Raw genomic sequence first — 25,060 nt, forward strand, 5'->3', positions numbered from 1 at the left:
AAAGAGAAAGTGAGAGAAACAGAATGATCATTTCTTATAAATGTCCGAACTGCGGAGATGATATGGTCTTTGACAGTTCATCCGGCATGCTGACATGTCACAGCTGCGGGCGGCAGGATCAGATTGAAAGCCTGCCAAAGGAGTATATTACGACGAGATTTTCCGAAAATGAGGCGAACGAGTACCGCTGTGAGAACTGCGGCGCGGTTCTGATGACTGAGGCGGAAACGACTGCCACGACGTGCGGATTTTGCGGAGGAGCCGCCGTTCTCGCCGACCGGTTATCAGGAAATCTCGCGCCTTCCATGGTGATTCCTTTTACGATCAGTAAAGAAGAGGCCATGAGCGCTTTTAAAAAGTGGTGCCGAAACGGCCGGCTGACACCGAGGGGATTTATGACTGCCGATCGGGTGAAGAGTATAACCGGTATGTACGTGCCGTTTTGGATGTTTGACTTAAACAGCAAGGTTCAGGTCAATGCCGTTTGTACGAGAGTGCATCATTATGATGATGGAGAATACCGGGTGACGGAGACTGAGTATTACAACGCGTATCGTGATATCAATCTCGATTATCTCAAAATTCCGGTCGACGCTTCAGAAAAAATGAATGATGAATTAATGGACAAATTGGAGCCTTACGCTTACAGTGAGCTGAAGGAGTTTAATACGGCTTATTTAGCTGGCTATATAGCGGAAAAGTACAATTATACCGATGACGATCTCTTTCCGCGGGCGAAGGATAAAATCAGCCATTATATTGATTCTTATATCAGATCCACCTTCTCCGGCTATACGACGGCTGACATAACGGATGAACAGATTCAGACGGATAAAATCAGCAGCTTTTACGTGCTGCTTCCGGTCTGGATGGTCAGCTACGATTATGAGCGGACTGAGCACATTTTTGCGATGAACGGGCAGACGGGCAAGGTTGTCGGCAAACCGCCGATCAGTGCCGGAAAAGTGGCTGCTTGGTTCGGCGGCATAACCGCCGGTGCGTTTTTAGCATTAAGACTCGTCTCACTTATGATAGGAGGCGGTTTTTGATGAGAGGATCAATGAAAAAAGCGTGTCTCTTCTGCTTCGTCCTTTTTCTGATGCTGTCTTTTTCTTTACATACAACAGCGTCTGCTGCGGAACAGAAGCAATATGTTTATGACAATGCTCATTTATTAACGAAGGATGAAACGAAGAAACTTGAGGAATTGGCGGGGAAGCTCGGGGCAAAGCGCCATACCGATTTTATCATTCTTACCGCAAACGGAACGGGCGGTAAGGACATCGAGCAGTATGCCGGTGATTTTTATGACAGTCATTTTAGCGGAAGCACGGCGATATTAACCATTGATATGAAGGACCGGGAAGTGTTTATCTCCGGGTATAAAAAGGCGGAGACGTATTTAAACAGCAGCCGGCTGAATACGATCAGGAATACGATTTCGTCAGACATTTCAGCAGGTCATTATGAAAAGGCATTTCAGACCTACATTAAAATGTCTTATAAAGATATGGGGAAAAGCCCGGACAGCAAGTCTGACAATCTGCTGCTCACATGGTGGTTTCAGCTGATTATCGCCGCAGCCGCAGCCGGTATCGCCGTCACAGTGATGGTGTACAATTCCGGCGGCAGGGTCACGGTCACCGGAAGCACGTATATGGATCACGATACGTCTGAAGTGCTGGACCAGCACGACACATATATCCGAACGGACGTGACAAGGGAAAGAAAGCCTGACAAAGATAATGACAATGACGGCGGAGTCACGAGGGGCGGCACGTCTTACAGCGGAAGCAAGGGAAGCTTTTAAATTTAATGTAAAGGATTTGAACATACATGGGCTTTTTCAGAAATCAGTTAGCAAATGTGGTGGAATGGGAAGAATTCAGAGACGACATGGTTTTCTATAAATGGAACAACCGTGAAATTAAAAAAGGCAGCCGTCTGATCATCCGGCCGGGACAGGATGCCATCTTTTTATACAACGGGAAGATTGAAGGGATTTTCCGTGATGACGGCGATTATGATATCGAATCAGAAATCATTCCGTTTCTATCGACATTAAAGGGATTTAAGTTTGGCTTTAACAGCGGCATGCGGGCTGAAGTGCTGTTTGTGAATACGAAGGAGTTCACGGTGAAGTGGGGCACGAAAAACGCCATTAACATTCCGGCGGCGGGAATGCCGGGCGGTATGCCGATCCGAGCAAACGGCACATTTAACTTCAAGGTCATTGACTACATCGGATTGATTGATAAGATTGCGGGTGTCAAGGACAGCTATTTAGTGGATGACATTAAAATCCGGATTACGTCTATTCTCGATCAGCTTTTGATGAAATGGATCACAAAAGAAGGAAAAGACATGTTCAATCTGCAGTCGAATTCATTTGAAATCGGAAAAGGGATTCAAGAAGATCTTGATATGCAGCTGATCGGAGACGGGATGTCGATTACGGGCTTCAATATTATGAGCTTTAACTATCCGCAGGAAGTTCAGGATATGATTACGAAAAACGCTTCTTACGGCATGGTGGGCGATGTGAACCGCTATCAGCAGATTTCCATGACGGACGGAATGTCATCCGGCAAAATGAGCGGAAGCGGTGCTGCCTCCGACATGGCGGGCATGATGATGGGAATGAATATGGCCAATCAAATGATGAACCAAATGAATCAAAATCAGCAGAACCAGCCGCAGCAGAATCAAAGTCAGCAAAATCAGGGGACGGCGCAGGCAAACGGCTCAGAAGGAGCGGCTAAGCCGAAATTCTGTCCGAACTGCGGAACGAAAACGGAAGGCGCGAATTTTTGCCCGAATTGCGGACAGAAGCTTGCCTGACGATATACGAAAAAGAGGCCTTTTTTGGCCTCTTTTTTTGTCATGATTTCATTGTTTGGACGATGAGGGATGTCAGCGCTTTTGATCCCTCGGGTATGAGATGGACGCCGTCCGGTGTGAAGTATTCAGGGTGCTGCAATGCTTTTGCGTGCCAATCGACAAGGGTCACATTTTTGCGTGACTCGGCCTGCCGGCGCAATGATTCGTTTACTTTGCTTTCCCACTGCCGCGGTACACGCGTGTTGACAAGATAGATATCGGCTTTTGAAAAGGAGCTGATCAGTGATTCAATTTGGCTGTTTGTGAAATAGCCATTCGTCCCTAACTCGATGATGACCGCTTTATTCGGCTGATTAAATGACGCATATTCCGAAGTGAGCCGGAGTGCTTGAGAGACTTGTCTTCCTACCTTTCCGTCGATGGTGACATGAGGGAGGGACTGCCGCAGGTATGACGCAATGTCCAGCATCACCGAGTCACCGATGGCCAGCACGTCTTGCTGAGGCTGTGCTTGTTTTGGGTCAGCCGTTTTTTGAGATGACTGTTCCTTTTTGTCTTTCGTCTTCTTCGTATCTGATTTGCCTGTTGGTTTTTTCTTGTTGTTGTCTGATGCGGTATCCGTTTTTTCGCCGCCGTGTTTTTTCTTGCTGTCCTCTTCTTTAGCAGGTTGATCGTGATCGGCCGTTTTGTGCGAAGAGGCGGCTGTTTCTTGCTGCTCGTTTTGCGCGTACGTCCATTGCGGCTGTTTTTTCTCTTCGGCTATCCCTGACAGCCCGCCCGCAAATACGAGAATGGCGGCAAGAATGAGGCCGAGCGACATTCTGCTGATGACAGAGGACGTCTTCCATTCCAAAAAGCGGTTCAGAAACACGCGGCGTAAAAAAGGCCGGAAGCCTGCAGAGCGGATCGGCTTCTCAATGAAATGATAAGAAAGCTCGGCCAAAATGAAAGTGGCGCCGATTCTGACGGCGCAATGCCAATAAACCGGATTTCCGATTTCCTGCACCGGGGTGCTCAGCACGATAACCGGGTAATGCCAAAGATAGATTCCGTATGATCTCGTTCCGATCCAGCGAAGCGGCTTCCATGAAAGGACATATCCTATAAAGCTGCTCGGATGGCATATACATGCGACAAGAACCGCTGCGGTGATGCTGATCAAAAGCATGCCGCCTTTGTACAGGAAGGGTTCATATTCATCCGTGTAAAAGACGCAAAGCACCAGTGCGGCAAAGGCGGCAAGCTCTGCCCCGTGAAGCAGATGTTTCATGCTGCTCGGCAGCCGTTTGGAAGATAATCGTTTCATCGGCCATACTAAAGCTAAAGCGCAGCCGATCAGCAATTCAAATGAACGGGTGTCCGTCCCGTAATAAACACGGCTCGGATCTCCGCCGGGCACATACATCATACTCATTACGACTGCTGAGCATAACGCGAGGAACATGACCGCGGCTGCAAGCCGGGCCCGTGTTTTACATATGTACATTCCCGCAAGCAGCAAAAAGGGCCATATGATATAAAACTGTTCTTCAATCGCCAGCGACCACAGGTTTTTTAATGGCGAAGGGGAGCCGAAGCTGTCGAAATAGGAAAGTTTATGAAAGATAAACCACCAATTGCTTATGTAAAAAAGTGAGGAGACCGCATCTCCGCGTACGGTATGCAGGAGCTCGCTGTTAAACAGTACGACCCAAATGACTGTCGTGATAATCATGAGATAAGCCGCCGGCAGAAGCCGTCTGATCCGGCGCACCCAAAAATCACGCAAATCAAGGGTGATGTCATTGCCTTGAGCAGGCAATATAATGGATGTAATTAAATATCCCGATAAAACAAAAAAGATATCAACACCAATGAAACCGCCGTCTGCCCAATTAAAATTCAGGTGATATGCGATCACGGCGAGGACGGCAAAGGCGCGAAGTCCATCCAGTCCGGGAATATAGCGGTGGTGCAGTGACTTGTCTGACATGGTATTCCTCCAATAATGTGTGCGGAAATTCTCGCTGTTTTGCGGTTGGCTATGGCAGATTTCTGTACAGTCTTCCATTTGTTCCGTTAAATAGACGCATTCGGAAGGGGATTTTGTTTCAGAAAAAATGAATGAAATGTTCTGATTCTCTTAAACTTTTCTGCCCCTGTCCGGCGTCTGTTATATGAAAGGGTTCCCTTGCGCAATGGCTGTTGCGGGAAAAAGAAAAAATCCATGATCTGCGGATATCATGGATTTTTTTCTTTTACCGGATATAGCGGTCTCCGACAAGCAGTTTGGAGATGACAGAGGTCGGTATTGTAAACTCTGTAACGCCCATATATCCGGGTGCCGCTTCATATTCATCAAATGAGATGACAAGTTTGTGCTGATCTGTAATATAAAAGTTTTGGTCAGCGCGGATGGATTTGAAAGGCTCCGCCATATCATCATCTTCGACCCAGTAGATTTTATTCGGGTCTTCTTTCATCTGCTTTTTCATTTGTTCTTTAATATTTTGGCTGATGACTTTGATATAACGGTCATCTTTGAATAAACTCTTTAACGTAAGCACGGCCTCATTTTTTTTATCAATCGTGATGTATCGGCTTTGCGTATAAGCGGAAGCTTGTGTTTTTTCGATATCACGGCGGACTGAGATCAGATCCGCTGTATCAGTCACGGTTTCATAATCGCTGTAGATGCTGAGGTGGCCTTTTTTGCTTTTTGAGGTCGCCTTCATAAATTCCTGATACAGCTCTTTGCTTTCTTTCATATAATGCCGGTTGATGCTGTCTTCAAGTTTATGATTCGAAAGGCCGGATAGAGCGGGTGTTTTCACATCAATGCTTGATTGGTTCTTTTCTTCTTTCATCTCCACGAACGTGATGGCTTGGACGACTTTGCCGATGACAGGGATTTTGGACATGGCCTGTGCGGCATCCGGATTGATATTGACAACGGCGGTAAATAAGACGGCCGCAGCGACTGCCGCGGATGTCGGCCACATCACGATTCGTTTTTTCTTCGGTTTTGGCTGAAGGGCTTTTTCGACAATGCTGTCCAATTCCTTAGGAATGGGCACACTTTTGTACTCTTCCCTTAATTGCTCTAATCTCTTTTCCATTAAGAAAGATCCTCCTTCGTCAGCTGAATGCGCATAAGCTTCAGCCCCCTGTAAAGGCGTGTTTTAACGGTATTGATGTTTTCCCCCGTGATGTCTGCGATTTCTTCTAATTTCAGGTCTTCAAAGAAACGCAGAATGATAATGGTTTTATATGGATGCGGCAGGTCGTCAAGCGCTTCGTGAAGGTCTGTGTCTTTGTAGTGATCTTCCTTTCCGCGGCTTAAAAACTCGATCGTTTCATCGTCCATCACTTTTAGTTTTTTCTGTTTGCGGAGAAAATCAATGGCCGTGCGCACTAAAATTTTATAAAACCAGCTTTTGATGACATCGGGGTTTTTGACGGATTCGACCGATGTCAACGCTTTTTGAATTGATTCCTGAACAATATCTAACGCGTCATCCTTGTTCTTTACATAACTGTACGCAAGCCGGTAAAAGTCTTCTTTGCGCTCAGTTATGCACGTCACAAGCGACGCTTTGGCTGTTTCGTTCTTCATTGCTTCAAAGGGCTCCTTTTTAAAAAATACGTATCATAGGCTGCTGCCTAAGGATAGACGGGACAGGGTAAAAAATAGTTTGCGCAGAGCGGATCATTTTTAAAAGGAAAAGGAAGGGAAGAGGAAGAGACGAAAAAAAGAGCCTGAGCGGCTCTTTTTCGGATGTGTCTGGTGTTTGCCGAACGGCTTAGTTCGGTTTGACTAAGATTTTCACTTGGTTTTTCTCTTTGATTAAAGCGCCGAAGCCTTCTTCAATCAAATCGTCGAGCACGATTTTTTTCGTGACGAGCTTATCTGCTGAGAAGTAGCCTTCTTTCATCAGTGCGAGAACGGAAGGGAAGATATCACGGTATCCGATAATTCCTTTTACGGTCCGTTCTTTGATGACGATGTCGTTCGGATGGATTTCCGCTCCTTTTTCCCAGATGCTGACGATAACCGTTTCACCGGCAATGTTTGTTGACTGGATCGCCTGGCGGAGAACGACAGGAACGCCTGTCACTTCATAAGAAACGTCAACGCCTCCGTTTGTGCGTTTAGCGATTTCTTCAACGACATCATCCGTTTTTGACGGATCAATGATGATAGCGCCGAGTTCTTTCGCTTTTTCCTGGCGTTCCGGTGAAAGTTCGACCGCGTAAATATCCGTTGCGCCGGCCGCTTTCAAGGCTTCAATCACAAGCAGCCCGATCGGTCCGCAGCCAAAAACGGCTGCCTTGTCGCCCGCTTTTAATTTGCTTTGGCGGACGGCGTAAAGCGCTACCGCTGACGGCTCAACAAGCGCGCCCTGTTCGTAAGAAAGCTCTTCAGGAAGCTTAAACAGCAATTCTTCATCAACGGACACATATTCAGAAAATCCGCCGCCGCCTCCGGCTAAGCCTAAGAATCCCATTTGTTCATCAAGGTTATAGGCTCCCTGATGTCCGTGTGTGGCAAAAATCGGTTCCACGACGACACGGTCGCCGATGCTGTAGTTTTTGACGCCTTCTCCTACTTCCACGACTTCTCCTGAGAATTCGTGACCCATCGTGACGGGCGCCATTTCATTTGTTAATGGATGAGGTTTGCCGACCGGAATAAAGATCGGGCCTCCCAGATATTCATGAAGGTCGCTTCCGCAAATCCCGCACCATTTGACTTTAATTTTGACTTTCCCCGGTTCTGCTTTAGGTTCATCAATGTTTTCGATTCGAATGTCTTTTTGATTGTGCCATCTTGCCGCTTTCATTGATTATCACTCCTAGTCTGATAGAAACGAGTATAGGTACATGATCAATATGAACCACGGTTAAAAGGAAGAAATGCTTCCTGAAGCCTGATTTCTCAAACTATATGTTATTACGCAACTATCAATAGGCCTTATAAAAAGTCCATATTGAATGCAGAAATACTCTATGAATATTATAACGCTAATGTATTAAATTTTGTAGTATAATTTACCATGGAATTATATAGAACAGGAGTTTGTGTCATCAATTGAGTGCGTGTCTCCGTCACGTTGTAATGAACATGTAAAGTGATTGAAATATTATAAACGTCTTCTTGGTGTATAATTTTGCCTAGAATAAAGAATCAGGAGGATGAAAGCTTGAAGAAGTTATTCTTAGCCCTATTGATTTTAGCAGGAAGCACGCTGGGAGCGATCAGTTTCTCTTCTGATGCAAGTGCTAAAAAAGTGAACGGAAATATTACATGGTATAATGGAGTCGGTAAAAAAGGATCGTCCGGTAAAAAACTGGGACACTGGGATTGCGCGACAAAATTAGGATTTGACGTTCCGAGAAACGGAACGAAAATCAGAGCTTATGCAAAAGCAAAACCGAAAAAGGTTATCACAGTATACAAAAATGATGTAGGCCGTCTGCCGAATGCCGTATTGGATGTCAGCCCGAAAGCGTTCAAAGCGCTCGGATATCCGTTAAGCAAAGGAAGAGTATCCGGACATTACAGCTATTAAAATAGACCATCTTAAAAAGCAAGGAGACTGATTCTTGCTTTTTCTGATTGACGGAGAGATTGATAATGAAGAAGAAACGATGGATTTGGATCCTCGCAGCCGCTGTTTTGGCGGCGGCGGTCATCGGAGCCGTTCTGCTGATCAAAGGAAAAAGCGGCAGCGGCGGAAAAGCCGTTGTTTCCGGCGGCCATGACAAGCTGCTTGTTTCGCTTACAGACAAAGATCTGATGACGAAATATTACGAAGACAGCCGCATGCTGTACAAGGAAAAGCTTTCGGCATATCCGGCGTTTGCGCTGGATGACGGTCATCAGGCGCTCTATTTTGTCGGTAATAATGATCAAAATGAAATGCGTCTGTATAAGCTTGATCTGAAGACGAAAAAGAAGACGGTGCTTTATAAAGGATCGGCGAGCGCTGACAGTCTGTTTTTATCAAAGGACCTGACGCACATTTATTTCCGTCTCGGTAAAGCGGATGAAGATATTTTCCGTCTCGCATCTTTTGATTTGAAAACGAAGCGTTATCAAAATCTGTATCCGGCGGCGGATGAGAAAGACGACAGTGTGAGCAGCTTCTTTTATAACCGCAGCCAAAACGATTTTGCGCTTCTGCATTATTCCGTGAAAGAGGATTATAAAAAAACGGATGAGGCAAATGAGAAGGGGATTGACCCTGAACCGACGAATATCCGGTTTGCAGCAGGGGCGGGCAAAAACCTTCAGGATCTGACCAATCGTGAACAGTTTATCAGCGATGTGGCGATGTCACCGGACGGAAAGAACCTTGTCTTTACATCTTATACACAAAAAGGGACGGAACAAAAAGCGTCCATCCGTCTGATGAATGTCAAAACGAAAAAAGATGAAACGATTATTACAAACGGGAAGGATTTCTCTCCGCTGATAGATGCCCAGCCGCAGTTTTCTAAAGACGGCAGCATCATCTATTTCATGGCTGAAGCCAAAGGCGCTAAGCGCTTGAAGGATGAAACGGGGCGGAACGCGAAGGTCCGGACCATTTATGCTTATCATTTGGATACGAAAAAATGTGAAAAAGTCTGGGAAAATGACAGCGGCATTATCAACAGCTTTACCGTTATCCAATAATGAAAAAAAAACACTCAGCGCCAGCTGGGTGTTTTTTAATAAACAAAGCTGGCTGCGGCTGAGGCGAGCCATTTGAAAAAACGGAGAATCGGAACGGCAAAATGGAGTGTTTCGATGAATGACTGTGCGGCAAGGTTCTTTTTCTTCCGTTTCGCCATTTCCTTCAGGTCTTTTTGCTGCTGATCGTTTTTCATGTTCATTGCTCCTTTGCATCAAAAAGGACATGATAACGCAAAGGCCTCTCATGGGACATGGAGGCCTTCTCTATGTTGAGACTCGTAAAAGGGAGGTCTAACTTGATGCCGTTTGATTGTTGTTTTGGAGATTCACCAACGAACGGACGCCGTCGATCATTTTACTGCCGCAAAGGGGGCAAGTCGGGGTATCACTGCCGGTGCCGGCAAAATTCTTTCTGCTCCAGCCGATACAGTCCTCTTTCGTGCATTCCCACGTACTGACATCTTCTTTAGGCAGCGGTTCCTGATTACGTTTGTTGTAGTAAGACATAAAGTCACTTCTTCCCTTATGAATTTTCGTGCACTCCTTCATTGTCTCATACTTTTCCCTAATCTCCTAATTCCTTTTTCTATCCATATTTCCAATGAGGGTGCATCGTCTTCCTGTTATTACAGTATATGCAAATAAGCGCCTTCTTATTTTTTCTTTTTGGATAAATAAAAAAAGCCCCTTCCGGAGAAAAGGGGTGATTCTTGTTTACTGCTTATCCGTGACGTCCATCGGTCTCATCATGTCGTAATCTTCATGCTCTAAAATATGACAGTGCCATACGTAGCGTCCGCTGTAAGGAGCGAATGTCGCCGCGATTCTGATGACTTCTCCCGAGTGCGCCTGCACGGTGTCTTTCCAGCCTTTTTCACTTGGAGGAGGAGGGACGGCGGGGCCCGTATACACAATGTCGCCGAATTTGTTATAACGCTCTAAGTCAAAAGGACGCCGGTCAAGGATTTGGAAGGAAACAAGGTGCAGGTGTATCGGATGGGTTCCCCCCATCGGGTTGATAATCGACCAGATTTCCGTTGTGCCGAGCTTCGGCGCTTCTGTCACGGGATCATGCCAGCGCTTGTTATTAAGCGTCAAAACCGGCCGGCCGTATTTGTCCTGCGTATTTGTGAGTTTAAGCGTCCTGATATTGTGTATTCGTTTTGAGGTCATATCAGGCATGGCTGAAAGATATTTAGGCTTCCGGCTTGTGTCTTCTCCCTTCAGCGGTTTTGTGACGCGGAACTGCATGACATTGGCGTCTGTATCCGGATCGACGTCGCCCCCGCAGCCGGTGCCGTTCGTCAGAATGATATGTTCTCCGTCAAAAGCGGAAAAATCAATCAGTACATCATACCGCTCTGCCGGGGCTAAGCTGATGGTCTGTGTTCTGACAGAGCGGGGGAGCAATCCGCCGTCAGAACCGATTTGGATAAACCGGCCGCCGTTATTGAGCGAGAGAGTAAATGTTCTCGTATTTGAGGCGTTAAGGATGCGGAAACGGTATGTCCGCGGTTCGACTTCCATATACGGCCATGCTTTTCCGTTGACGAGAATGGTATTTCCGCAAAGAAACGGGACGATTGAAGGGGTAGGCAGCGTTTCGGAAGGGTTATCCGGCCCGCTCGGATAAGACAAGGAACCGTCGTCATTTAACGTGCGGTCCAAAATCATAAGCGGTACGTCGTACTCTCCGGCGGGAAGCTTCAGCTGTTTTTCTTTTCGCTCACGGATGATATACATCCCGGCAAGTCCGGCGTACACATTGAGCCTCGTGGCCGCCATGGCATGGTCGTGATACCATAATAGCGCCCCGCGCTGTTTGTTTGGATAATGGTATACCTCTTTTTCAAAATAAGGCCCCGTTTCCTTAAAATCCCGTGTGAACCAGGCTTCCGGATAGCCGTCGCTGTCAGGCGGCGTTTCTCCTCCGTGTAAATGGACGACGGTTCTGACATCGGGTTCCTGATGGCCGCTTTCTGAATGGTGAATGGTATGGTCTACGGGCAGAAAGTGCTTATCCGGCAAGTCATTCATCCATTTAACATAAATGCTTTCACCTTGGTTGACGTCGATCGTCGGGCCCGGAAACAAACCGTTATACCCCCACAGCCGGGTCGGCGGGAGATCGCGGTGCAGCTTGTGAAAGCATTCCTTCATCGTGACTTCATAATACGTGCTGCCGTCTGATTTCTTCTGCGGCTTCAGTGTTTCGATAATCGGCAGTTCATCTGCAAATTTTTCAAGTGCCATTATTCATCCTGTCCTTATCATTTATTGAATTCCTGTACTATAGATAATGCTGCCTGGAACAAGTTGGTTAAAAAAACACCCGCCCTTTTTTGAGGACGGGTGTTTCTGTTATTGCGCAACCCGGTTTGCGGAAGCGCTCTCTTTCGGTTTTTGTTTTTTGCGGAATACATATGAGGCAAGCACCAGCAGTGTAATAAATCCTGTCAGCAGAAATTCAGACCGCATTGAACTGATAAACAGCATAGATAACAAGATGGCGCAAATGGCGATGATCGTCAGGTAGGTTAAGTACGGATAAAACCACATTTTGATTTTAAGAGATTCAGGGTTTATCCGTTCGATTTTCTTTCTCATTCTCAGATGTGAGACGGCGATGACGAGATAGACGAGCAGTGCGATCGCCCCTGATGCATTGACCAGAAATAAGAATACGGAGTCGGGAGAAAAGTAGTTCATGACAACGGCAATATAGGAGAAAAAGGTGCCGGCGATAATGGCTTGGACCGGTACGCCTCTTTTACTCAGTTTCATAAAACGCCGCGGCGCTTCATTTCGCGCCGCCAGTGAATACAGCATCCGTGACGTCGTATAAAGCCCGGAGTTCAGGCAGGACAGAACGGCTGTCAGGACGATGAAATTCATGATCTGAGCGGCTGCGGGAACCCCGATATGTCCCAAAACGGCAACGAAGGGGCTTTCCAAAATATTGGCTGAATTCCACGGAAGCAGCGTGACCACAACCGTAATGGAACCGACGTAAAAAATAATGATCCTCCAGACGACTGAGCGGGTCGCCTTTGTGACGGATTCGACCGGGTTTGACGTTTCTCCCGCTGCGATTGCGACGATTTCAGATCCCATAAAAGAAAAAATGACGACGACGATTCCGAGCAGAACGGAACTTGGGCCATTAGGGAGAAATCCGCCGTTGCCTGTCAGATTTTCCAGCCCGACCGGTTTGCTGCCGGGGACGATTCCGAAAATGAAAGCAAATCCCGCGATTAAGAAGACAACGATCGTCGCTACCTTCACTAAGGAAAGCCAGTATTCAAATTCGCCGAATGATTTAACTGAATAAATATTCGTCAGTGTTAATAGCACGGTCAGAAGCAGACTCGTCAGCCATAACGGAATCCCGGGGAACCAGTACTGTATGATTCCGGCGCCCGCAATGGCTTCAATGGCAATGACGATGACCCAGAAAAACCAATACAGCCATCCGATGGTATAACCGGCCCACGGCCCGATGGCGTCATGCGCGTATTGTGAAAACGAACCGCTTGTCGGGTTGACGGAGGACATTTCCCCCAGCATCCTCATAATAAAAATCACTAATAGTCCTGCTAATGCGTAGGAGACAATCGCTCCGGGTCCGGTGGAATGAATGACGGATCCGCTTCCGACAAATAATCCGGCGCCGATCACGCCGGCAATTGAAATCATGGTCATATGCCGGGTTTTTAATCCCTTCGATAAAGAATTAGGCTGATTCATTCTTTGCCTCCTTTTGGGTTGTTTTATGCTGAATATTCCGACAAATATTATTCTATCATAAATGCATGAGACATTTGTTAATGATGTGAGATAATGTGACTTCTTTTCTCATCCGTACACAGAAAATGACGCAAGGTGTTTCTATAGACCCACTGTGGTTCAGTGATGTATCTCAATAATAGGAAAATGCGAGTAGAGAGGAGCTTTTTAATATGAAGAGAAATGATGAACTGAAAAAGGGAGAATCCGGGACAATGGTGTTCTATCTGCAATGAAGCTGATCATCGGTTATGTTTTTCACTCAGAAGCACTTACTGCAGAGGTTTAATAATAACTGACATTATTGTTTCGGTGGCTGTAATAATCGTCCTGCCATCTCTCAAAAACCTCTTGAAGTAGATCATCCATTCACGGCCGCTTTCGGCGGAAACGATCGCATCGCTTATCGAATCTTTTATTATGATAGTTGTCGGACTGCAAGTGCTGTTGGAATTTATTTTTTCTGCTAAACAAGAGATGCCAAAAGCTTGGACGACAGCAGGCCTGCCAGTAAAATATTAGGCCGGTCAAAAAAGTGAAGAGCCAGATGCTCCTTGCAGCTGGTAATAATAAATGTCGAGGCATTCGTCAGTATCAGCACGTTATCGGAATTACAGGAGAGAACAGATAATTTGTACTATTTCATATATTTTTAATTGACAGAATCATTTCATTATAATAATCTGTTTTCTGTAAATGTATTTAATTACAAATATACAATTTATTCTTATTTTTGTAATTAAATTAAAAGATTATTTATATCTATTTACTAATATTCAGAATAGGAAGGTGTAACAAATGAAGGTTGAAATTGAAAATTTAGACACTAGACAACTTGCTTATAATGAAACTTATGCATGGACTTCAACTCTTTTAAAGTCGCTGAGAAATTCAATGGATTTATTTAAGTTTGACGAAATTGTTCCAACTCCCTTTTCTAGAAGATATGAGCCAGGTGCCAAGCATTCAGTGATCGTACTAGGGGATAAAACTTTACCTGACATTAGAGAAAATGGGGATCATGACTCCTCCTCTAACTCAAAAGTTGAGGTGGCAGGTGAACAGTATTACTATATGAGTGTTAGTCATGTTGTAGAAAAACAGATGGCAACGGAATATTTACCTAAGGTTTATTGCCTTGCCCCATGCCTTCGATTATTGATGGAAGGGGAAGAGCTGTCTGCAAAACATATTTATTCCTTCTTTCAATTTGAAATTGAATGGAGAACTGAGAGAATGGAAGATGTTTTCGATTTAGGGGAGAAGATTCTCTATGAAGCAGGCAATAAGATTTTATCTTTAATTGATAATAATGATAATTTGACGTTAACTCCTTTAGCAAAACGCAACACAGAGAGCTTGGTAAAAGGCTCATATCCTAGAATAACATTTGAAGAAGCCTTAGAAAGAGTAGGACGATCTAAAGATTCAGAAGGGGATCTTACTTCTGAAGAAGACGCACTTCTCTCTAACCAATTCGACACACCTTTTTGGATTTATAACTATCCAGCAGGAGTCAGAGATTCAATTTATCACGAAAGTCCAAAAGGTGTTTTTCAAACTTACGATTTAATGTTACCTTTTGGCTACGGTGAACTGACTACCGGGGGTATCCGTCCAACTAGCGGAGAGGAGATTATTAACCAATCAAAAACTCTCGGCAATTCTTATCATCCGGAATATGCTCAATGGAAAGATAAATCACAAGTACAAACAGCTGGATTTGGAATTGGACTGGAGAGATTGTTAAAGTTTATCTCTGGCGCAGAAAGTATTTTAGATTTCATTCAATATCATGATGCAGGTCCAAACACGACGATTACACGTCCTATTCAAAAATAATAACTTCTAATAGGGGAGAGGGTAAGGAATTAAATTCTGACCCTTTTCTTTCTTTTGAGTGTATAGAAGGGAGAATTAGAAAAACGTGAAAACCTTATTTGTTATTGATTCTTCTGTTATTGGGCCAGAGTATATTGTAAAAGCGGCAAAGGAAATGAATCTGAATGTTCTGTTCTTGACAAACTTAAATAGTCAGGAAGGAGATGCACTCTCTCAACTTACATCTTATAAGTTTATTAATTGTAATACTAATTCTTTTGAAGAACTGTATGAAATTATAAAAACTTTTCCAAAAGAGGACATTGCAGGAGTTATCTCTTTTTTAGATAGTAAATTAGAAATTTGCACTAAATTATGCAGCGCTTTAGATATAAAGGGAATTGATCCAAAAATTGAATTACTTAAGGATAAGGCTTATGTCAATGACATTATCCCAGAATTTACGCCGCTATCACTTTCTTTCACTACAGGGGCGATTCCTTATTCAGAGATAAAAAAAATGTTATCAGCTTCACAGAATGGATTGATACTAAAACCATCCTTTGCAGCCGGTGCTAAAGGTATAAGTGTATTAGAGGATGAAAATGATATCGAGAATATAGAAAAATTATTTGATAAAACCTTACCTAAGCATCTGCACCCTGACGAATATGTCGTTCAAGAAATAATAGACGGAGAACTTGTAAGCTTAGAGGGATACGTTTTAGAAAGTAAAGTAATTCAAATTGGAGTAACTGGCAGAAGGAAGACGGAAAATGCAGAATCGGTATTCATATTCCCTTATCATTCTATAGCTCAGAAAGAATTGTGCAAGATTGTTCAAACTCTAGTGGAGAGGAGCGGGTATAGCAGAGGATTTTTCCATACTGAATTTATTGTTTCAGAAAATCAAGTTAAACTAATAGATTGTAACTTTGGAAGGCCTGGCGGAGCAAATATTACTGAGATTATAGCTTGTTCATACGGAATTGAACCGCATAGTATTTACCGACAAGCAATGGAGTTAGTCCTAAATGAAAAAGAGATCATTCCTGCGGCCTTTTGGGGAGAAGAATGTAAGGAGAGCTTAGGGATAGCTTACGGAATTCCTAATCAAGATAGAGTACTTGAAATTAAGTATGCAGAAAATATGAAATCTAAGCATACACAGGCCCAAAATTTAGGGGACATCGTTTCCGCTATGGGAAGCAGTAATTGGAGTTGGCTGGGAATGCTTTCTGGACTAAAGGAAGACGTAATTAAAGATGTAGATTCTATAAGAGTAAAAACTCTACATAACGGATGGATAAAACCTGTGTACTATAATATGGAATTAAAGGAGCCTTTAGACTATCTTGAAAAAGTCTAATAGTATCTATACATCTAAATTGATTTGGTTCCTTGGGTGCAGGTTTGTATCAACAGTATCCGAACAACTTCTGCTATTTGCTATCCCTTTATTAATTTTTCAATACACCGGAGAAGCGTCCAAATCAGGATTAGCATTCCTTATAGAGTGGTTGCCGGCAGTATTATTACTCCCCTTCATAGGAGTGCTTGTAGATACTTATAAAGAAAAGAAACTTTATATTATTGGCGATAGCCTGCGAGCATTGGTTTCCATATCAGGCTTCTTATTATTAATCTATATGCCAAGCCAAACATTTATTATACTTTCAGTTGCAGCATCTTTGTTCGCTATTTTAAACTCATTAAACTTTGTCACATTAGAAACAACTATCGGGAGGAACTTTGATAATAACGATATTCCCCGCATCCAATCGTTAATCCAAGGATTGGAGCTTAGTTCTCAAGTGATAGGACCGGCTTTGGCAAGTATATTGGTTCTATTTATAAAAGAGATGGATTTTCTTATTATTACTGGTATTGCATTTGCAGTGACAGGTTTCGGAGTACTGGGTCTTCCCAATAAGGCTAAAAATCTGGTTGTTAGGGAAACGAAGTCCATTAAACGAGTTCTAGGAACAATTGGGGATGGGTTTAAGTTTATAGCTAAAAATTTCTTTCTTCGGCTGTTGGTACTGGCAACAATGCTTATTAATCTTGTGATGGGGACTGTAATGGCTTTAAATCCAGCTGTAGCCCAAGGGGTTCTTGGTGCAACATCTAGAGAGTATTCATTTTTGGCGATGTTTGGCGGGATCACGGGATCTATAGTGGTTTTGTTAATTCCTGTATTTTTGAAAAAAAGTAAGAGTATTAATAATATAGGCATAGCATCTATTGTGTTATTAACATTATCCGGCGTCATTTTGGGAATAGCCAATCAATTTTACATTTATGTTATCGGCTACGCCCTTTTGGTTTGTGGAATAGGGATTTTTAATGTATTTCTAAGAACAGAACGAGTTAAGTTAATACCGAAACATCAATTAGGTAAGAGTATGGGAACTATTGTTTTCTTTAATCGTCTAAGCCTGCCCCTTGCTGGATTAATAACTTCTACCTTTACTAAAATTACAGGACCTCAAGAAGTAATATTAGGAGTTTCGATTTTTTGGATTGTAGTCAACTCCACAATATTTACTTATTATTTTTATAATAAACGTCATGCTGCCCAAAAAGATGTTTTAGAATTATAATATGAAAATAAAGGGGACTAGTATAATGACTAAACACATATGTATTATTAATCGCTGGTCAGTAGGATGGGATTCTGAAAAACCTGATTATGAAAAGATAATGAATCATAACGAATATAAAGTAAGTTATATTGTTGACGCTGAAGGCAATAAAGGTTTATCTCAAAATATTTTAGAAAATTCTATCATAGAGCTTGTTGAGGATATTAACTCTTTGGATAACATTCGTACAGCATTTGAAAAGATTGAAAAAAAAGGAGGAAGTATAGATCGATTAATAGCTCTGAGTGAATGGGATATATTGAATTCAGGGAAATTAAGAGATGAAAAGGGATTAGAGGGTCTATCTTTTGAACAGGCACTAAATGCCAGAGATAAGGTAAAGATGAAAGAGATTGTCAGCCAATCCGGCTTAAGAACTCCTAAATTTAGTAAATGTGACAGTGTAGAAGAGTTAGAACAATTTATTAACAAAGCAGGCTTTCCTATTGTCATAAAGCCTAGGAGAATGGCTGCTAGTAAAGGAGTTCATATTCTTCATAATCAAGAGGAGTATGACGAAATATTGCCACACATAGAATTTAAGGACTTGGAATGCGAGGAATATTGTGAGGGAACAGTATTTCACGTTGATGGATTAGTAAAGGATAATCAATTAAAATTTTGTATTCCGTTTCGGTATATCAATCCACCAATAAAATTCTTTCAACAAAGTCCATTGGGAGCGGTTTCTGTAGATAAGAATGAGACTATGTTATATGAGGGGCTCATCGACTTTACCCAAAAGACCGTTAATGCCTTGGGAATAAACAATACGATGTTCCATCTTGAATTAATTGTAGATGAGAAAAGTGACAAGCCCGAACCTATTTTTATGGAAATTGGAGCCCGTATGGGAGGAGCAGATATACCAAGATGTGTAAGCCTATTGATTGGCAGAGATGCTGTAACTGATCAGTTAAAAGTTGAATTAGGGGAAGAAGTTTCAGATGTGCGGCTGGATGAAGGAGTATCTTCAGGCTATCTCTTAATTCCTTTTCCAGCAGAACTGCCTTGTTTAATGGAAAAAAACACTTCATTTAAAGGGAAATTGTCAACTTTAGTAGAAGAGTATTTACGGAGTAAAGGAGACGTACTGGATGGAAGCGGCGGATATTTGAAGATTCCGGCCAGATACATCTTTAAAGGGGAAACAAATCAAGTTTATAAAGATGTAATGAATGCTATCAAAGAACATCAGTATGAATATAAAAGCTTTGTAAAACAGTAATATTATAATAAAAAATAATTTTATAAGATTCATTAACTTGAGTTTTGGAAGGGGAAGATTAAATTGTCAACCTTGCTTACCGAAGGAAAAAGTTCGTCTCTAGGTATGAGTGAAGGTGTAGTTTTAGAAATATCACAGGCTGAAAAAGAACTAATTGAGAACTTAATAAAGGATATTAACTTCAATCCAAATGCTATTAATAATTCTGACCTAAATAGATTACAATTTGTTTCGCATAATCTTCCAGACAGAGTAAAGAGTGCTCTAATTAATTTTAAGCGAAATTCTAACAGAGAAGGAACGATTTTATTTAAAAACTTGCCTACAGACGATATTTTACCTCAGACTCCTGATGATGGCAATCCTTCTTTGGATAAGATCTCCTTTGTTAGTGAATTATGTCTAGTGCTATTCATGCTGTATATGGGTGAGCCGATTGGGTATGCCGATGAAAAAAATGGACAGCTCATTCATGATATTTGTCCGATTAAGGGGAAAGAAAGCGGTTTGGAAAACTCTGGTTCCAAAGTCTTTTTTACTTATCATACTGAAGACGCTATACATCCTTACAGACCTGATCACCTTGCTTTATATTGCTTACGATCAGACCATAAAAACGAAGCACAAACAGAAACTGCTTCTATAGTTAATGCTTTAGAATTACTGCCAAGTTCAGTAGTATTAACATTAAGGGAGCCTCTGTATAAATTAAGCCCGCCTGCTTCATTTAATTCGGATGACTTATCAAAGATCATACCCGTGCTTTCAGGCAGCATTCAAGCACCAGAAATGGTTATACATTGTTCCTTAATGGAAGGAATAACTGAAGAAGCAAAATGGGCATTGGAATTATTAAAAGAAGCATTAAGTAAGGTTTCTATAAAAGTACCTCTCTGTCCTGGGGACCTTATTATTATCGACAACAGATTAGCAGCGCACGCTCGCTCATCCTTTACCCCACAATACGATGGGAATGATCGTTGGCTTCAAAGAATGTTTACGGTGAATGATCTAGGCCGATCTAGTTTTAGCAGAAGCCCTGGCAGTCATGTTTGCATACCTCTAAAATATGAACTTAAACTAAAGTAAATGATAGTCGTTTTATGCAGTTAGCTTAATATAAATTTCTTAAATCATACACTTAGAATAAATTTTATCGTTTAACTAAGTGTATGGTTTATTTTAATTGTTAACCTCTAAGATATTAACAAGGAGAGAACCAGAATGAATAATAGTGAGGTTTATAAAATTGGAATTCTTGCAGGGATGGGACCAAGATCAACAGGTCCATTTTTAGAATCTGTTCTGGACTGCTGTGAAAATTTATATGGAGCAAAGTTCGATAATGATTTTCCCCACATGATAATATATTCGCTGCCAACACCTTTTCATCCTAAAAAAGCGATTGATGACAGCGAGATGTTAAAGGCATTAAAAGTCGGAATTGACTCACTAAACAATTCTAATTGTTCGATTATAGCAATACCTTGTAACGTGGTTCATTCATATTATAAAGAATTGTGCCAAATGACACATATACCTATATTAAATATAATTGATGAAACAGTAAACGAATTAGAAAATGAAGGAAATGAAGTTGGCTTACTTGCTACAAGAGGGACTGTGGAAAGCAATTTATATCAAGAAAAACTAAAGTTAAAAGGTAAAAATGTATTTTGGAACGATGAGTATCAAAAAAGAGTTGATGAATTAATTTTAAAAACTAAAACATTAGGAGTTTGTTCAAAAGTAACGGATGAATGGAAAACGATAGAAGATATTCTTTTAACAGAAGGGATAAATGAAGTAGTTTGTGCTTGTACTGATTTATTTTTTTGTACGAATCATACTAAACTCAAGATATATGATTCTTCTCAGATACTAGCGAGAAGACTAGTAGAAAGATATATAAAAGAGGGCTTGGAGAGTGGGAAGAATGAATAGTACCTTGAAAGTTGGGGTTTCGGCTATTTCTAAAAATATCTCTCCTTTTAATATTTATTCATGTGATTATGAAATATGCAGAGCTCTTTTTCCTCCATTATTTAAGATGTCCAAAGAAGGGCATTTATTGCCTAACATTATTGAACAATGGGAAATTAATGATTGTGATAATGAATACCTCCTTGTACTTAGAAAAGATATTTACTTTCACAATGGCAGAAAGGCTTTAGCGCGAGATATTGAGTTTTCTTTATGCAGAGGAATGATGAAGGGGGCAAGATCCACCTTTTCAGAATTACTATCCGATATAGAAGGTTATGAAGAGGTAAGTCAGACAAATAGATATGTTCCGAATATGTGTTCCGGCATAGAGGTTTTTGATGATTACAGACTAAAAATAAAATTGAAACATCTAAATTTGCTTTTTTTAAAATACTTTACTCGAAGTGCCTTAAGTATTGTTCCGCGAGAAGAGTTTTTAGAAAATGATCTCTGGGTGTGGAAAGACAACCCTATAGGAGTAGGAGCTTACTGCTATGAAAGCCTAAGTGAAGACTCTAAGGTTTTGACTTTAAAAAAGAACGAGGATTACTTTGAGGAAAGAATCGATTCTTTTGAAAAATTACAGTTTGTGGTATATACAGACGTAAGTCAAGTTGATTTATTATCCGAAGCAGAAAATCAAACAGAAAACGAGTTTGAAATTTTGAAAAGCCCTATAAGCGTCACAATAGCTATAGAATATTTTGTGTTACATGATGAAGATAAAATGTGGAAGGAATTAAGAAGTTTAATTAACTTAGCAATAAACAAAGAAGATCTATTATCCAGCATACCGAAATCAGAGAGGTCAATATATTCGCCTGCACATAGTTTTTTACCTGAAACTATATTAGATATGCCTAATAATGAGGAAGAATTAACAAATTTTAATTTTCAAGCTGCTAAGGAAAATTATCTTTTGAAATGGGGGTATATTCCTCAATTAAGTATCATTGTTTACAATAACTATAGTGAACATTCTCATCTGCGTGAAATGCAGAACAAGCTATATCAATTATTGAGTGCCAAAGGCTTCGACGTAGTTAAAACAGAACTTTCTTCCTTACATGAAAGCCTTTTAGATACTCAGCAGCATATATTAGTCAGTTCCTCAAGTTTTAACTATAATGATCCGGAAGATTTATCTTTATTTTTCAGCAGTGATAAAGAAATCTATCGTGCGAATACAGAAACTCTTATTCATATTAGAGGTCTCCTCAAAGATGCGAAAAAAGAAATTAATATTAATAAGAGAAATAACATGTATAGAAAAGTAGAAGAATTAGTTATAGAAAACAGCTTAGTGTTTCCTATAGCTTTAACCTATGAATCTTATCTATTTCGTAAATCCAAAATGGATGGAAAAAGTTTTTTTGATCAATTTTATCAGCCTGCATATGAATACATAAAACCATTAACATTGGAAACGATGTAATCCTAAGGTGAACTTAACCATTGAGTTGCAAATCTGCCTTGCTTGGATTGATACAGTCACGGCGTGTGATCGGTCTCCTTATTTTGAAAAGAATCCTCCCACTCTTTGACAGATGGCTTCGATGTAACGGACATTTCAGCTTATAAACAGACGATCGAAACATCTTGGCGTCAGCCGTTTAAAAGATATTAAAGCGAAATATCTTGGCAGCTCCGTTCATATTGATGTCGTCATTGAAGTGCCGTCTGATCTGAATATTAAAGTGAGCCATGATATCGCAAATGAGGTAGAACGCAGGATGAAAGAGGAACACGCCATCGACCATTCACACGTTCATATGGAGCCTCTCCAGCTGAAATAAAGCTTCCTTTCTAAAGGGGGCTTTTTTGCCTTTTCGGACTGAACACAATTCGCTGAAACGTTTTTTTATACTAATTATATTTTGTGGTAAAGTTAGGTTACAATAATTGAAATTTGAGAGATGACTAGGGGGAGAAGAATGGCTTATAAAGAAGAGCTGCATCCGTTGCTGGAGAAAGCCGTTGAGCATATTGAAAACATCATCATAGGAAAACGGGACATCGCCATACTCAGCCTGGCCGCTATTCTCGCAAAAGGGCATGTGCTGCTGGAAGACGTGCCGGGAGTCGGAAAAACGATGATGGTCCGCGCTTTGGCCAAGCTGATCGGAGCTGACTTTAAGAGGATTCAATTCACGCCGGATCTTCTGCCGTCAGATGTGACGGGTGTCTCTATTTATAATACGAAAACGATGGAATTTGAGTACCGCCCCGGACCGATTATGGGGAACATCGTGCTGGCCGATGAAATTAACAGAACCTCGCCGAAAACGCAGTCTTCTTTGCTTGAGGCGATGGAAGAGGGAAATGTCACGATTGACGGAAAGACAATGCGGCTGGCTGAGCCGTTTTTCGTCATGGCGACACAAAACCCGGTTGAATATGAAGGAACGTATCCGCTTCCTGAAGCGCAGCTTGACCGGTTTTTATTTAAACTGCGCATGGGCTATCCGACTGCCGAGGAGGAGCTTCGGGTTCTGTCTTTGCAGGAAGGGCGCAATCCGCTCGAAACCCTCGAGCCCGTCATTTCTAAAGAACAGTTCATCACCCTCCAGCAACAACTGGAGCAGGTGCGGGTGGATGATGGAATTAAAGCGTATATCGTCGGCATCACTCAGCATACCCGCCGGCATCCGTCCGTACATTTGGGCGTAAGTCCGCGCGGTTCGATCTCATTAATGAAAGCCGCGCAGGCGTACGCGCTGCTTCATGACCGTGATTACGTCATTCCTGATGATGTCCAGTATTTGGCTCCGTATACGCTGCCGCACAGAATGATCTTGACTGCCGATGCGAAATTTAATGATGTCACGCCGGAAGCGGTTATCGAAGACATCATGCAAACGGAAAAAGTTCCCGTTCAAAGGATGTCGGTCCGCTAATGAGAAAGAAAGTGCATTGGCTGTTATACGGCTGGAAGCTGCTTATTTTGGCCGTGCTGACGGCGGCGGTCTTTTCTTATGCCATGTTTCAGGGCGGATTTGTGAGCTGGTTTTTATTTTATGCGTTTTTGCCGTTTATCGTTTACGCCGGGCTGGTCGCCGTGTATCCGCTGCGGGCGTTTCAGGCGGCGCGTGAGATTTCTTCCGCCCGGTTAACTTCTGGTGACAGACTGTCTGTCACCATCAGGCTGACGAGGCGCCTGCCGTTCCCGCTGACATATATGGTCATTGAAGATGTGATGCCGGAAACACTCGGCGAGAGGCGCAGTGCGAAACAGCTCGTGTTTCCGTGGTTTCAAAAGAAGCTGACGTTACAATATGAGCTGCCGCAGGCGCCGCGCGGGGAGCATCATTTCCATACGATAAGAGTGCGGACGGGAGATGTTCTCGGGCTCTTGGACAAGACGGCTTCATTTTCCGTAACGGATACGGTCTTAGTATTCCCGGCGTACGGGTCTGTTCATGATAAGCAGCAGGCTGTATCAGGCGAAGAGGGTGCGGGTGCCGGCACGCCGTTTCAGGTTCACCGCTCCGCAATAGCCGCGGGCGTCAGAAATTATCAGCCGGGCGACCGGTTTTCCGCTCTCGACTGGAAAACGTCCGCGCGGCGCAATGAACTGATGACGAAGGAATTTGACCCGCTGCAGAGCACGGATATGATTTTCCTTTTGGACTGCAGGCCGTCTCCTTCATTTGAAGCCGCGGTGTCAGCCTCAGCATCCCTGCTTTACACGGCGCTTGTGAAGGGCTCTCCCGCAGGATTTATTTCATTAGGGAGCGACCGGACTGTTTTTCCCGTCCGGGAGGGAGAAGAGCATTTCAGAAATGTGCTGCGTTACCTGGCATCAGCTTCTGAATCGGAAGAAGCTGGTGCAGGGGGTCGCTTAGGAAAAGAGCTGGCGGTTCCGCGCGTCCGCAAAGCTTTTATTGCCGTCGTGACGGGCAGTCTCACAGAAGATCTCCTCAAACAGGCTGAGTCCGTCCGCACTGACATGACGGTGTTTTTGGCGAAAGAAACGAATGCCGTGCTTTCGGAAAAAGAACGGAATCTCGCTCTCATCTTCGCTCAAAAGAATATCAAGGTGCAAATGATCAGGGACAAACGGGTGTCCCATGTTGTTTAGAAAGAGAGGTG

At 42.6% G+C, this 25,060-nt stretch carries 22 protein-coding genes and 2 pseudogenes; 16 read left to right on the forward strand and 8 right to left on the reverse strand.

Annotated elements, in window-relative coordinates; genetic code table 11:
• Nucleotides 1-23: 23 nt before the first annotated feature.
• The 3 genes from AD710_RS11010 to AD710_RS11020 are packed head-to-tail and all read left to right on the forward strand — an operon-like array spanning nucleotide 24 to nucleotide 2,841.
• Complete coding sequence (locus AD710_RS11010) at nucleotides 24-1,049, forward strand: TFIIB-type zinc ribbon-containing protein (RefSeq protein WP_025649882.1); 1,026 nt, start codon at nucleotides 24-26, stop codon at nucleotides 1,047-1,049.
• Nucleotides 1,049-1,810, forward strand: coding sequence for a TPM domain-containing protein (locus AD710_RS11015; RefSeq protein WP_049628004.1), 762 nt, complete (start codon nucleotides 1,049-1,051; stop codon nucleotides 1,808-1,810). The genes AD710_RS11010 and AD710_RS11015 overlap by 1 nt, the downstream gene beginning before the upstream one ends.
• Before the next feature lie 26 nt (nucleotides 1,811-1,836).
• The gene (locus AD710_RS11020) at nucleotides 1,837-2,841 is read left to right on the forward strand and encodes an SPFH domain-containing protein (RefSeq protein ID WP_016937049.1); all 1,005 of its coding nucleotides are present in this window, start codon (nucleotides 1,837-1,839) and stop codon (nucleotides 2,839-2,841) included.
• Between the two features lie 40 nt (nucleotides 2,842-2,881).
• On the opposite strand, the gene AD710_RS11025 is transcribed toward AD710_RS11020, so the two are convergent.
• From AD710_RS11025 to AD710_RS11040, 4 genes are all read right to left on the reverse strand, one after another.
• Nucleotides 2,882-4,813 carry an acyltransferase family protein gene (locus tag AD710_RS11025; protein ID WP_049628005.1) on the reverse strand — a complete coding sequence of 644 codons (1,932 nt, stop codon included), beginning with the start codon at nucleotides 4,811-4,813 and terminating at the stop codon, nucleotides 2,882-2,884.
• Nucleotides 4,814-5,078: 265 nt separating this feature from the next.
• Nucleotides 5,079-5,939, reverse strand: coding sequence for an anti-sigma-V factor RsiV (gene rsiV / locus AD710_RS11030; protein ID WP_016937047.1), 861 nt, complete (start codon nucleotides 5,937-5,939; stop codon nucleotides 5,079-5,081).
• Nucleotides 5,939-6,436, reverse strand: coding sequence for an RNA polymerase sigma factor SigV (locus tag AD710_RS11035; RefSeq protein WP_045926857.1), 498 nt, complete (start codon nucleotides 6,434-6,436; stop codon nucleotides 5,939-5,941). Before AD710_RS11035 ends, rsiV begins: the two co-directional genes overlap by 1 nt.
• A 187-nt stretch (nucleotides 6,437-6,623) precedes the next feature.
• On the reverse strand, nucleotides 6,624-7,664 hold the full coding sequence (locus tag AD710_RS11040; RefSeq protein WP_049628006.1) for a 2,3-butanediol dehydrogenase: 1,041 nt from the start codon (nucleotides 7,662-7,664) through the stop codon (nucleotides 6,624-6,626).
• A 360-nt stretch (nucleotides 7,665-8,024) separates the two neighbouring features.
• On the opposite strand from AD710_RS11040, the gene AD710_RS11045 reads away from it, so the two are divergent.
• Together AD710_RS11045 and AD710_RS11050 are read left to right on the forward strand one after the other, a co-directional pair.
• On the forward strand, nucleotides 8,025-8,393 hold the full coding sequence (locus AD710_RS11045) for a septal ring lytic transglycosylase RlpA family protein (protein WP_003155798.1): 369 nt from the start codon (nucleotides 8,025-8,027) through the stop codon (nucleotides 8,391-8,393).
• Between the two features lie 65 nt (nucleotides 8,394-8,458).
• Nucleotides 8,459-9,502 (forward strand): TolB family protein, encoded by a 1,044-nt coding sequence (locus tag AD710_RS11050; RefSeq protein WP_049628007.1) that lies wholly within the window; start codon nucleotides 8,459-8,461, stop codon nucleotides 9,500-9,502.
• Between the two features lie 35 nt (nucleotides 9,503-9,537).
• Here AD710_RS11050 and AD710_RS19820 read toward each other — a convergent pair whose 3' ends face one another.
• The 4 genes from AD710_RS19820 to gabP all read right to left on the reverse strand — a co-directional run bounded on the left by AD710_RS19820 (nucleotide 9,538) and on the right by gabP (nucleotide 13,249).
• Complete coding sequence (locus AD710_RS19820; protein WP_047476356.1) at nucleotides 9,538-9,696, reverse strand: hypothetical protein; 159 nt, start codon at nucleotides 9,694-9,696, stop codon at nucleotides 9,538-9,540.
• A gap of 97 nt (nucleotides 9,697-9,793) precedes the next feature.
• Entirely contained in the window at nucleotides 9,794-10,009 is a 216-nt protein-coding gene (locus AD710_RS11060) for a cold-shock protein (protein WP_029575254.1), read from the reverse strand.
• Nucleotides 10,010-10,216: 207 nt separating this feature from the next.
• The gene (cotA, locus tag AD710_RS11065; protein ID WP_049628008.1) at nucleotides 10,217-11,755 is read right to left on the reverse strand and encodes an outer spore coat copper-dependent laccase CotA; all 1,539 of its coding nucleotides are present in this window, start codon (nucleotides 11,753-11,755) and stop codon (nucleotides 10,217-10,219) included.
• Between the two features lie 108 nt (nucleotides 11,756-11,863).
• Nucleotides 11,864-13,249, reverse strand: a complete 1,386-nt coding sequence (gene gabP, locus AD710_RS11070; RefSeq protein ID WP_049628009.1) for a GABA permease — start codon at nucleotides 13,247-13,249, stop codon at nucleotides 11,864-11,866.
• A gap of 212 nt (nucleotides 13,250-13,461) precedes the next feature.
• On the opposite strand from gabP, the pseudogene AD710_RS19825 reads away from it, so the two are divergent.
• The 11 genes and pseudogenes from AD710_RS19825 to AD710_RS11115 all read left to right on the forward strand — a co-directional run.
• A pseudogene (locus AD710_RS19825) lies at nucleotides 13,462-13,890 on the forward strand (cation transporter); the annotation flags it as partial.
• A gap of 196 nt (nucleotides 13,891-14,086) precedes the next feature.
• Nucleotides 14,087-15,130, forward strand: a complete 1,044-nt coding sequence (locus AD710_RS11075; RefSeq protein ID WP_016937038.1) for an amino acid--tRNA ligase-related protein — start codon at nucleotides 14,087-14,089, stop codon at nucleotides 15,128-15,130.
• 85 nt (nucleotides 15,131-15,215) lie between these two features.
• Nucleotides 15,216-16,478, forward strand: coding sequence for an ATP-grasp domain-containing protein (locus tag AD710_RS11080; protein ID WP_049628010.1), 1,263 nt, complete (start codon nucleotides 15,216-15,218; stop codon nucleotides 16,476-16,478).
• Nucleotides 16,465-17,712 carry an MFS transporter gene (locus tag AD710_RS11085; RefSeq protein ID WP_016937036.1) on the forward strand — a complete coding sequence of 416 codons (1,248 nt, stop codon included), beginning with the start codon at nucleotides 16,465-16,467 and terminating at the stop codon, nucleotides 17,710-17,712. The genes AD710_RS11080 and AD710_RS11085 overlap by 14 nt, the downstream gene beginning before the upstream one ends.
• A 25-nt stretch (nucleotides 17,713-17,737) precedes the next feature.
• Nucleotides 17,738-18,982: an ATP-grasp domain-containing protein gene (locus AD710_RS11090; RefSeq protein WP_049628011.1), complete on the forward strand. Its 1,245-nt coding sequence runs from the start codon at nucleotides 17,738-17,740 to the stop codon at nucleotides 18,980-18,982.
• Nucleotides 18,983-19,045: 63 nt separating this feature from the next.
• Nucleotides 19,046-20,071 carry a TauD/TfdA family dioxygenase gene (locus AD710_RS11095; RefSeq protein WP_049628012.1) on the forward strand — a complete coding sequence of 342 codons (1,026 nt, stop codon included), beginning with the start codon at nucleotides 19,046-19,048 and terminating at the stop codon, nucleotides 20,069-20,071.
• Nucleotides 20,072-20,206: 135 nt separating this feature from the next.
• Entirely contained in the window at nucleotides 20,207-20,926 is a 720-nt protein-coding gene (locus AD710_RS11100; RefSeq protein ID WP_049628013.1) for an aspartate/glutamate racemase family protein, read from the forward strand.
• Nucleotides 20,919-22,403 (forward strand): ABC transporter substrate-binding protein, encoded by a 1,485-nt coding sequence (locus tag AD710_RS11105; protein ID WP_049628014.1) that lies wholly within the window; start codon nucleotides 20,919-20,921, stop codon nucleotides 22,401-22,403. The genes AD710_RS11100 and AD710_RS11105 overlap by 8 nt, the downstream gene beginning before the upstream one ends.
• Before the next feature lie 28 nt (nucleotides 22,404-22,431).
• Nucleotides 22,432-22,764: pseudogene (locus tag AD710_RS19140) on the forward strand (cation transporter dimerization domain-containing protein); the annotation flags it as partial.
• Between the two features lie 138 nt (nucleotides 22,765-22,902).
• Nucleotides 22,903-23,865, forward strand: a complete 963-nt coding sequence (locus AD710_RS11110) for an AAA family ATPase (protein WP_049628015.1) — start codon at nucleotides 22,903-22,905, stop codon at nucleotides 23,863-23,865.
• On the forward strand, nucleotides 23,865-25,049 hold the full coding sequence (locus AD710_RS11115; protein ID WP_049628016.1) for a DUF58 domain-containing protein: 1,185 nt from the start codon (nucleotides 23,865-23,867) through the stop codon (nucleotides 25,047-25,049). The genes AD710_RS11110 and AD710_RS11115 overlap by 1 nt, the downstream gene beginning before the upstream one ends.
• The last annotated feature ends 11 nt before the right edge of the window (nucleotides 25,050-25,060 follow it).

Source organism: Bacillus sp. JFL15 (genome assembly GCF_001184225.1).
In the GTDB taxonomy this organism is placed as follows: Bacteria; Bacillota; Bacilli; order Bacillales; family Bacillaceae; genus Bacillus; species Bacillus siamensis.

What these genes read in the sequence shown, in the direction of transcription:
- AD710_RS11010 (WP_025649882.1), top strand. Translation starts at nt 24, where the DNA reads ATGATCATTTCTTATAAATGTCCGAACTGCGGAGATGATATGGTCTTT.
- AD710_RS11015 (WP_049628004.1), top strand. Translation starts at nt 1,049, where the DNA reads ATGAGAGGATCAATGAAAAAAGCGTGTCTCTTCTGCTTCGTCCTTTTT.
- AD710_RS11020 (WP_016937049.1), top strand. Translation starts at nt 1,837, where the DNA reads ATGGGCTTTTTCAGAAATCAGTTAGCAAATGTGGTGGAATGGGAAGAA.
- AD710_RS11025 (WP_049628005.1), bottom strand. Translation starts at nt 4,813, where the DNA reads ATGTCAGACAAGTCACTGCACCACCGCTATATTCCCGGACTGGATGGA.
- rsiV (WP_016937047.1), bottom strand. Translation starts at nt 5,939, where the DNA reads ATGGAAAAGAGATTAGAGCAATTAAGGGAAGAGTACAAAAGTGTGCCC.
- AD710_RS11035 (WP_045926857.1), bottom strand. Translation starts at nt 6,436, where the DNA reads ATGAAGAACGAAACAGCCAAAGCGTCGCTTGTGACGTGCATAACTGAG.
- AD710_RS11040 (WP_049628006.1), bottom strand. Translation starts at nt 7,664, where the DNA reads ATGAAAGCGGCAAGATGGCACAATCAAAAAGACATTCGAATCGAAAAC.
- AD710_RS11050 (WP_049628007.1), top strand. Translation starts at nt 8,459, where the DNA reads ATGAAGAAGAAACGATGGATTTGGATCCTCGCAGCCGCTGTTTTGGCG.
- AD710_RS19820 (WP_047476356.1), bottom strand. Translation starts at nt 9,696, where the DNA reads ATGAAAAACGATCAGCAGCAAAAAGACCTGAAGGAAATGGCGAAACGG.
- AD710_RS11060 (WP_029575254.1), bottom strand. Translation starts at nt 10,009, where the DNA reads ATGTCTTACTACAACAAACGTAATCAGGAACCGCTGCCTAAAGAAGAT.
- cotA (WP_049628008.1), bottom strand. Translation starts at nt 11,755, where the DNA reads ATGGCACTTGAAAAATTTGCAGATGAACTGCCGATTATCGAAACACTG.
- gabP (WP_049628009.1), bottom strand. Translation starts at nt 13,249, where the DNA reads ATGAATCAGCCTAATTCTTTATCGAAGGGATTAAAAACCCGGCATATG.
- AD710_RS11075 (WP_016937038.1), top strand. Translation starts at nt 14,087, where the DNA reads ATGAAGGTTGAAATTGAAAATTTAGACACTAGACAACTTGCTTATAAT.
- AD710_RS11090 (WP_049628011.1), top strand. Translation starts at nt 17,738, where the DNA reads ATGACTAAACACATATGTATTATTAATCGCTGGTCAGTAGGATGGGAT.
- AD710_RS11100 (WP_049628013.1), top strand. Translation starts at nt 20,207, where the DNA reads ATGAATAATAGTGAGGTTTATAAAATTGGAATTCTTGCAGGGATGGGA.
- AD710_RS11105 (WP_049628014.1), top strand. Translation starts at nt 20,919, where the DNA reads ATGAATAGTACCTTGAAAGTTGGGGTTTCGGCTATTTCTAAAAATATC.
- AD710_RS11110 (WP_049628015.1), top strand. Translation starts at nt 22,903, where the DNA reads ATGGCTTATAAAGAAGAGCTGCATCCGTTGCTGGAGAAAGCCGTTGAG.
- AD710_RS11115 (WP_049628016.1), top strand. Translation starts at nt 23,865, where the DNA reads ATGAGAAAGAAAGTGCATTGGCTGTTATACGGCTGGAAGCTGCTTATT.